Below are 4,612 nucleotides of genomic sequence, written 5' to 3' on the forward strand. Positions count from 1 at the left end.
TGACCTCGGAACGAAACCCAGGGCGCTTCAGTCAGCGATGGCTATCGCGTGCTGTGCTTCGAGAAGGATGCATCGTATGTTCCGCTGGTCCAGTCACGGCTGGACCGGTAGCCGAGCCGTGGTCGCGGAGCTTCTGGCGACGAACGACCTTGCGCCATCTCACCTCCGTGCTTTCAAACGGGGCCACGGCGTAGTTGCATGTTCGAGGATATTCTGAGGTCATGTCCGTCTCTGAGTTGTCCGCGAGCACCCAGAACTATTTGAAGGCTGTGTGGGGTCTGACGGAGTGGTCGTCGGTGCCGGTGACGCCGACGCTGATCGCGGAGCGGACGGGATTGAAGCTCTCGTCGGTCTCTGATGCTGTCCGTAAGCTCTCTACGCAGGGTCTTGTCGAGCATGCTCCTTACGGGTCGGTGGAGTTGACGGAGACGGGGCGCTCCTACGCGCTGGCGATGGTACGTCGGCATCGGTTGATCGAGTCGTTCCTCGTCAGTGTCTTGGGCTACTCGTGGGATCAGGTGCATGATGAGGCTGAGCACCTTGAGCATGCGGTGTCGGATTTCATGATCGACCGGATCGATGAGTTCTTGGAGTTCCCCACCCGCGATCCTCATGGTGACCCGATCCCGTCCGCTGACGGGACGGTGCAGATCCCGGATGCGACACAGTTGACCGGAGTCGGGGCGGGGCACCGGGTGGTGGTCGAGCGTATTTCGGACTCGGACCCGGCGCTGCTGCAGTTCTTCGAAGAGCATGGTTTCGTAATCGGATCAACGCTGGAGATCGGCGAAGGTGCCCCGTTCTCGGACGCGCTGGACGCGCGAGTTACGGGATCGGACACCTCGGTAGCACTGGGGCGTTCGGCGACAGATGCACTCTATGTGTCTGTCGTGGCCAGTTGATGCGGTCACCGCGCAGCTTCGTCGTGGAGTGATGCATGGAGCACGCCTGCTCCGGCAGGGAGCAACGTGCCATGCCATTCCGCCGAGCGGACCTTGATGATGTCGTTTTCCGCTGTGCAGGCCTGGATGCGTGACCGTGTGTCGGGGCGAGGGTGTCGCTCGTCGAGGAAGACCAGTGTTTCGAGTGGTGCGTCGGCGACGCGCGTGATCCTCACGGGAGCCCATCGCGGGCGTGCGAGTTCCCGCAGACGGGCATCTCGGCGGGATTCGATGTGACCGTCTGGGGTGGGGATGGGTTGCCCGTAGGGGTCGTGGGTGGGCTGGTCGAGGGAGGCTTCGATTCGCTGGAGGAAGCGGGGTGAGCTGCTGGCTTCCAATGCGTCGGCATTGGCGGCGAGTTCGCTCCAGGGCAGGTCGAGGGCGTCGTGGAGGAAGCACCGAAGTATCCGGTTCGTCCGCACTGCCCGCATCGCTTCGAGGTGTCCCGTAGGAGTGAGGGAAAGGCTTTTGTACCGTTCGTGGTCGACGAGACCGTCATCGACGAGTCGCTTCACCTGTTCGGACACGCTCCCCGGCACGAAACTCAGCGCACGGGCAATGCCCGTCACCGTAACCGGAGCGTCACTGTTCTCAGTCAGGGACCAGATGGCACGGAGATAGCGTGCTCTGGTCCCTGACCGGTCGCTCTTGCCGCGCATGCGGGATACCCCTACTGAGCGGAAACGAGTGCCCGTCTGCGGCGTGTGCTCATGATCCGGGTTCCGATGAGACCGTGCCGGGGGCTGAAAAAGTAGACGAGCGCGAACACGGCTCCCTGCGCGAGGACGACCATGCCACCGGAGGCGGTGTCGAGGTAGTAGCTCAAGTACAGGCCGACGACGGCGCAGGCTGCGGAGATCACGGGAGCGATAACGAGCATGCGCCCGAACCGGTCCGTGAGTAGGTATGCGGTAGCTCCCGGGATGATGAGCATCGCCACGACCAGGATGACGCCAACGGCCTGGAGGGCGACGACGGCGGTGAGCGCGAGGAGACCGAGGAGCGCCGCGCCGAGGATCTTCGGATTCAGTCCGATGGCGTGGGCGTGGGTGGGGTCGAAGGCGTAGAGGGTGAAGTCGCGGCGCTTGGTGACGAGGATCGTGAAGGTGATCGCGCCGAGGATGATGACCTGGATGAGGTCGGCCCAGGACACGCCGAGCAGGTTGCCGAAGATGATGTGGTTCAGGTCGGTCTGCGACGGGGTCACGGAGATCAGCACGAGCCCCAGAGCGAACAGTGTCGTGAACACGATCCCGATCGCAGCGTCCTCCTTGACCCGACTGGTGTCCCTCACCGCGCCAATGAGGGCGACCGCGAGGAACCCGAAGATCACCGCTCCGAGGGCGAAGGGTGCGCCGACGATGTAGGCGAGCACGACCCCAGGGAGGACGGCGTGGGAGACGGCGTCGCCCATGAGCGACCAGCCGATCAGGACGAGCCAGCAGGAGAGCACCGCGCACACGATCGAGGCGATCAGGGTGGTCGCGAGGGCGCGCACCATGAAGTCGTAGCTGAGCGGCTCGAGGAAGAAGTCGATCAGGTTCATCAGTTGTCGCCTCGGTTCAGGACGTCCAGCCCGAAGGCCAGAGCAAGGTTGTCGGGCCGGAGTACCTCATCAGGGTCGCCGTGCATGAGCACGCGGCGCATCAGGAGCACGGCTTCGTCAGCCAGGGCGGGCAGGGCGTGGAGATCGTGGGTGGAGACGAGGATCGTCGCCCCGTCGTCGGCGAGTTCGCGCAGCAGCCGGGTGATCGTGGCCTCGGAGCGTTTATCGACCCCGGCGAACGGCTCATCCAACAGCAGGATCGACGCGCCCTGGGCGATCCCCCTGGCCACGAACGCCCTCTTCTTCTGGCCACCGGAGAGCTGCCCAATCTGCCGGTCCGCGTACTCAGTGAGCTCCACCCGCTCCAAGGCGTGGTCGACGGCGTCGTGGTCGGCTTTCTTCGCGTGGCGGGTGAATCCCATGTGTCCGTAGCGGCCGGTCATGACGACATCGCGTACGGTCACTGGGAATGCCCAGTCGACGTCCTCGCTCTGCGGCACATAGCCGACGGCCCCCGACTTGCGTGCCTTCGTCGGGTTCTCACCGTTGACGCGGACCGTGCCGGAATCGGGACGCAGCAAACCCATGATCGTCTTGAACAGCGTCGACTTCCCCGATCCGTTCATGCCCACGAGTCCGCACACGCGTCCTGCCTGGATGTCGAGGGTGGCGTGGTCGAGGGCGAGGACCTCGCCGTAGTGGACCGTGACGTCATGTACCGAGATCGCGGTCGTCATCAGTTGCGTGCCGTCAGCGCGTCGATGATGGTGGTCGCATCGTGGCGGATCAGCTCCAGGTAGGTCGGGACCGGCCCGTCCGCTTCGGACAGGGAGTCGACGTACAGCACACCACCGAACTCGGCGTCGGTCGCTTCGACGACCTGCTGCATCGGGGCGTCGGACACGGTGGACTCGCAGAACACCGCGGGTACGTCGCCTGCGCGTACGAACTCGATCGCGGAGGTGATCTGCTGCGGGGTGGCCTGCTGCTCCGCGTTGACCGCCCAGATGTACTTCTCGGTCAGCCCGGCGTCCCGGGCGAGGTAGGAGAACGCACCTTCGCAGGTCACCAACGCCCGCTGGTTCTCGGGCAGGACCGACAGCTCGTCGACCAGCTCATCCTGCACCGTCTGCAACTCGGCCTTGTACGCCTCGCCGTTGGCCTCGTATTCGCTCGCGTTGTCGGGGTCGAGGTCGCTGAACGCCTCGACCATGTTGTCGACGTAGATCTGCACGTTCACCGGACTCATCCACGCGTGCGGGTTCGGCATCCCCGCGTAGGCATCCTCGCTGATGTCGATCGTCTCGACCCCCTCGCTGACCACGACGTGGGGCACATCCAACCCGTCGACGAACTGCGCGAACCACGCCTCCAGATTCATCCCGTTGTCGAGAATCAGATCCGCCTCCGACGCTCTGCGGATGTCTCCGGGGGTGGGCTCGTAGCCGTGGATCTCCGCCCCTACCTTCGTGATCGACTCCACCCTCAGGTTGTCACCGGCGACGTTCTCGGCGATGTCCGCGAGAACGGTGAACGTCGTCAGCACCACGGGACGCTCATCGTCAGCTCCTGCATCGTTCTCGCCGGATGTTGCGCATCCGGCGAGAGAGAGCGCGAGCACGGACGCTGCCAGCAGCGGCAGGGAACGGCGGGAGAAGAAGCGGGAGTTTCGTGGCATGGATGGTTCCTTAGCTGAGCGGGTGACGAGGTGCGGGGTGGAAGTTCACGTGAGCGGTGGAAGCGGAGGGCTTGGGGGCGGGCCAGCGCGATGGGATGCGGCGATGAAGTGGTCGAGCTTGTCGGGTGCTTCTCCGCGCAGGTAGACGCCGAGCATGCGCAGGAGGTTCAGCATCACCGTTTCGGGGTCGGACGACGTTCGCAACAGGCGGGCCGCAGCGGCGTGGTCAGCGTCGCGCACGGACTGAAACAAGGTGATGGCCTCCAGCCACGCACCCTCACTGCGCTCGCCCACATACGTTCGTCCCATGCCACACATCCTAGTGTTCGGTGTGCCGTAGTTCCAAACATGGGCGTGGCATAGACAAATAAACTACATTGATGTTATTACTAGATACGCCACTCCGAACATCGGTGATGGGCTGACCCCGTTTCGTAGGTCCAGTCG

General features: G+C 64.2%; 6 protein-coding genes. 1 reads left to right on the plus strand and 5 read right to left on the minus strand.

The window, feature by feature from the left end:
• Positions 1-221: 221 nt before the first annotated feature.
• Positions 222-902, plus strand: a complete 681-nt coding sequence (locus HMPREF3105_RS03225) for a metal-dependent transcriptional regulator (protein WP_041103449.1) — start codon at positions 222-224, stop codon at positions 900-902.
• Positions 903-907: 5 nt separating this feature from the next.
• Here HMPREF3105_RS03225 and HMPREF3105_RS12595 read toward each other — a convergent pair whose 3' ends face one another.
• Genes HMPREF3105_RS12595 through HMPREF3105_RS03250 form a run of 5 tightly spaced genes read right to left on the minus strand, consistent with a single transcriptional unit; the run spans position 908 to position 4,474 of the window.
• Positions 908-1,600, minus strand: coding sequence for a metal-dependent transcriptional regulator (locus HMPREF3105_RS12595; protein ID WP_080772556.1), 693 nt, complete (start codon positions 1,598-1,600; stop codon positions 908-910).
• A gap of 11 nt (positions 1,601-1,611) precedes the next feature.
• Positions 1,612-2,487: a metal ABC transporter permease gene (locus tag HMPREF3105_RS03235; protein ID WP_041103446.1), complete on the minus strand. Its 876-nt coding sequence runs from the start codon at positions 2,485-2,487 to the stop codon at positions 1,612-1,614.
• Positions 2,487-3,227 carry a metal ABC transporter ATP-binding protein gene (locus tag HMPREF3105_RS03240; RefSeq protein ID WP_228063070.1) on the minus strand — a complete coding sequence of 247 codons (741 nt, stop codon included), beginning with the start codon at positions 3,225-3,227 and terminating at the stop codon, positions 2,487-2,489. The genes HMPREF3105_RS03235 and HMPREF3105_RS03240 overlap by 1 nt, the downstream gene beginning before the upstream one ends.
• Entirely contained in the window at positions 3,224-4,165 is a 942-nt protein-coding gene (locus HMPREF3105_RS03245; protein ID WP_041103442.1) for a metal ABC transporter substrate-binding protein, read from the minus strand. The genes HMPREF3105_RS03240 and HMPREF3105_RS03245 overlap by 4 nt, the downstream gene beginning before the upstream one ends.
• Positions 4,166-4,210: 45 nt before the next feature.
• Complete coding sequence (locus tag HMPREF3105_RS03250; RefSeq protein ID WP_041103440.1) at positions 4,211-4,474, minus strand: hypothetical protein; 264 nt, start codon at positions 4,472-4,474, stop codon at positions 4,211-4,213.
• Between the last annotated feature and the right edge of the window lie 138 nt (positions 4,475-4,612).

This window comes from Micrococcus sp. HMSC31B01, from assembly GCF_001816085.1.
Lineage (GTDB): Bacteria > Actinomycetota > Actinomycetes > Actinomycetales > Micrococcaceae > Micrococcus > Micrococcus luteus.